Source organism: Brevibacterium picturae (assembly GCF_030453725.1).
Classification (GTDB): Bacteria; Actinomycetota; Actinomycetes; order Actinomycetales; family Brevibacteriaceae; genus Brevibacterium; species Brevibacterium sandarakinum_A.
On record NZ_JAKDJU010000238.1, the window covers coordinates 1 to 3,610 of the forward strand.

Genomic DNA, 3,610 nt, shown 5'->3' on the forward strand with positions numbered 1-3,610 from the left:
GCCCAGGCCCTGGACGCGGGTCGCCGGGGGCCCGGCGGGGCCGGGGCCCCGCACCCACCCCCGTCTGGGTGGTGGGGGGGCCCCGGTTCGTGTGCCTAGCTGGTGATCGGCTGTTGAAGTTCGACCATCCAGCCGGAACCGTCGCCGTCGGCGTCTTCCTCCAGGTAGATCTCTCGGCATGGACCATTGAGCGAGTACCCCTGATTGAGACACCATTCGCTCAAGTGCTGCCAGCTCGCACCGATTCTGCTCATCGGTCCCTCGTGGATGAGGGTGGCCGCAGTGCATGGCGTCAGCTCGGTGGCCGTGAGATCGGCGATCTGGAAGTCAGCCGAGTTCGAGCGGTAACCGCATGTGACTTCGGTGCCGGATTCGGAGTCGGAGTAAAGTCCGATGCCGACGTGGAGGTCGCCGCCGGTCTCCCGGATCTGTCCGGCGACCTTATCGAACAGGGGGCCGATCTCCGAGGTGTCGAACGGGGGATCGCCGAGCAGAACAGTCGTGCCGATGATTCTCTCCGTCGGCAATTCCTTGATGACGCAGTCCGGGAAGTTCATGGTTGTCCTTTCGATCAGGGCCAATCGGAACTCGATTTCGGCCAATGAGGCTGCAGCGACCGCCTGTTCGGTCCGCAGCTGTTGACGACGGAGAATGAGCATGTCCGCCAACGTGCCGGTGCTCAGCTCGGAGTCGAGGAGAACACCGATCCGCTTCAGCGCGATCCCCAAAGAGCTCAACGTCATAATTCGGTTCAATCTGCTCAGCTGGGCGACGGAATAGCTGCGGTGGCCATTGAATCGATCGACCTCCTGCGGGATGAGCAGTTCCAGCGATTCGTAGTGCCGGAGCATCCGAATCGACACCTGGCCGAGCCTGGCGAATTCACCGATCTTCATACCCCGACCACCTCGTCTCGAGCCACCTTCTTGAGCCGTCATCACCATTGACCTACCTGACACGATGTCAGATTCAAGACTCTGCCGACATCAACCCGGTGCCAGATTCAAGACTGTGTCGACGGCACCGGTTCGCATCGGTGAGAATGGCGGCATGAGCGAAGTGAGAATCCTTGTCATCGAGCACGAAATGGATGCGGGTCCCGAGCGGTTCGGCCAGTGGCTGATCGAAGCCGGCGCCGAGGTTGATGTCCTTCGTCCCTACCTCGGCGATGAGATTCCTGCCGCCCTCGACGGCTACTCCGCGCTCCTCGTCCTCGGCGGATCCGCTGGGCCACTCGAGGATACGGCCAATCCGTGGCTGCCCCAGGTCAGGGACCTGCTGCGGCGATCGGCTGCGGGGGAGTTCCCCAGCTTCAACATCTGCCTCGGCGGGGAGCTGTTGGCCGCCGCCACCTCGGCGAAGATCATCCGACGTCAGCGCCCGCAGATCGGAATCTATGATCTGCACACCACCTCGGCGGGGGAGAAGGACCCCGTGTTCGCGGCCATTGCCAGGGAAGCGGGGGAAAGGACGATTCCGGCGGTCCTCTTCCATCAGGAAGAGATGGAGCTGCCCGACGGTGGCGAACTCCTGCTGACGGGATCTGACGCCCCGGTCCAGGGCTACCGGGTCGGCGAATTCGCGTGGGGCACCCAGTTCCATCCCGAATCCGATACAGCGCAAGTCGCACAGTGGCTGAGTTCGGACCCGCTCCGGCTGCCTGACGGCAAGACCAATGACTCGATCAGATCCGAGGTCGCCGAGGCGGACGCCGAGCTGGTCAGAATCAACCGGGCACTCGCACACAGCTTCGTCGACTTCCTGCGCGGGCTCCAGCGCCGGTGACTTCTGGGGTTGTTGAAAGCTGAACGTCAGCTGACAGACCTCATCGTTCTTGCTAGGTTGTCATCAGGCGCCGGTGCCGGACCGATCCTCCGGACGAATCGCTAACAAGCGCCCGTGAGAATGAATCCCATAATTGAAAATTCCGTCCAGATCCACGACACCGTTGTCCTGGATACCCTTCCGATCAATGCAGATCGGCTGACGCTCACCTCACCTGCTGCCGACATCCCGGCGGCCGCCGACATCACGGCCGCCTCGGGCATCGACCAGGCGATCGAATCGTTCATCGGTCCGATAGCCCAAGCCTTCAGCAATGTCGTGTTCTTCGAACTCTCCGTCGGCGGAGTCGGCATACCCCTCATCGTCGTCTGGCTCATGGCAGCCGCAGTCTTCCTCACCGTCTACCTGCGCTTCCAGCCCATCAGGGGATTGAAGTACTCGGTCGGCATCATTCGCGGGCGCTTCACCCGCAAAACGGATCCGGGCCAGGTATCGAGCTTCCAGGCCCTCGCGACCGAACTCTCCGGGACGGTGGGGCTGGGCAACATTGCCGGTGTCGCTGTCGCGATCACCATCGGCGGACCCGGTGCCGCCCTGTGGATCATCATCTTCGGCTTCTTCGCCATGACCGTGAAGATGGCCGAGGCGACCCTCGGCGTGAAGTATCGGAAGATCCTGCCGGACGGCACCGTCTCAGGTGGGCCGATGTACTACCTCCGCGACGGTCTGGCCGAGATCGGGCGCCCGAGGCTCGGCAAGTTCCTCGCGGGCTTCTACGCGATCGCCACCGTCATCGGAGTCATCGGTGCGGGCAATCTGTTTCAGGCCAACCAGGCCGCGGCGATCCTGGTCAAGGCCACGGGCGGGGACAGCAGCTTCCTGGCCGACAAGCTGTGGCTCATCGGCGTCGTCGTCGCGACGCTGACGGCTCTGGTCATCCTCGGCGGGATCAAGAAGATCGGCCTGTGGACGTCGAGGCTGACTCCGATGATGGCGATCCTCTATTTCCTCAGCGTCATCGTCATCCTCATCATGAATGTCGGCGAGATCCCGCATGCCTTCGCACTCATGTTCACCGGTGCCTTCACCCCCGACGGTCTCACCGGCGGCGTCATCGGTGTGGCCATCGTCGGCATTCAGCGTGCCCTGTTCTCGAACGCCGCAGGCATCGGTTCGGCGGCCATGGCCCACGCAGCATCGAAGACGACGAAGCCGGCCACCGAGGGCTTCGTGGCGATGTGGGAGCCGCTCATCGACTCGGTCATCGTCTGCACTCTGACCTCTTTGGCCATCATCACCACCGGACTCTACGGATCGAGCTCGGAGGATGGAATCGGTCTGACCTCCGAGGCGTTCGCGACGGTGGCCGGATGGTTCCCGATCCTGCTCACGATCTGTGTGGTGCTCTTCGCGTTCTCGACGATCCTCGCGTACGGATACTACGGCCAGCAGGCCCTGGGATATCTGACGGGGAATTCGAAGAAGGCCGATAAGGCCTATCAGATCTTCTGGATCCTGGCCGTTATCGTCGGTGCCTCCATGTCATTGGAATCCGTCATCGCGTTCTCCGATGCCATCTTCTTCCTCATGGCCTTCCCCAACCTGCTGGGCCTGTACTTCCTGTCGCGGATCCTTCGGCTGGAGGTTCTGCGCCTGCGCAAACGCATCGATGCCGGGGTGATGCGTGAGATTACGCCGGCCGAACTGCAGGTCGGCATGGGCGACCATGAACCGACTGCCGATCAGATCAGAGCCGCCGAGGCGGGGCGTCGGCGCAAGCGTGACAAGCTGCGTGAGGTGCGGGATTCCCTCAAGGCGAAGAAGC

General features: G+C 62.7%; 3 protein-coding genes. 2 read left to right on the plus strand and 1 reads right to left on the minus strand.

From position 1 onward, the window contains the following. Positions 1 to 95 precede the first annotated feature (95 nt). On the minus strand, positions 96 to 896 hold the full coding sequence (locus L0G76_RS14810) for a MerR family transcriptional regulator (RefSeq protein WP_304357920.1): 801 nt from the start codon (positions 894 to 896) through the stop codon (positions 96 to 98). Positions 897 to 1,050: 154 nt separating this feature from the next. Here L0G76_RS14810 and L0G76_RS14815 point away from each other — a divergent pair, with 154 nt between their 5' ends. Continuing rightward, entirely contained in the window at positions 1,051 to 1,785 is a 735-nt protein-coding gene (locus L0G76_RS14815; RefSeq protein ID WP_304357921.1) for a type 1 glutamine amidotransferase, read from the plus strand. A gap of 120 nt (positions 1,786 to 1,905) precedes the next feature. After that, positions 1,906 to 3,610 (plus strand): alanine/glycine:cation symporter family protein (locus L0G76_RS14820; protein WP_304357922.1); only part of this gene is annotated, 1,705 nt, incomplete at its 3' end.

What these genes read in the sequence shown, in the direction of transcription:
- L0G76_RS14810 (WP_304357920.1), bottom strand. Translation starts at nt 896, where the DNA reads ATGAAGATCGGTGAATTCGCCAGGCTCGGCCAGGTGTCGATTCGGATG.
- L0G76_RS14815 (WP_304357921.1), top strand. Translation starts at nt 1,051, where the DNA reads ATGAGCGAAGTGAGAATCCTTGTCATCGAGCACGAAATGGATGCGGGT.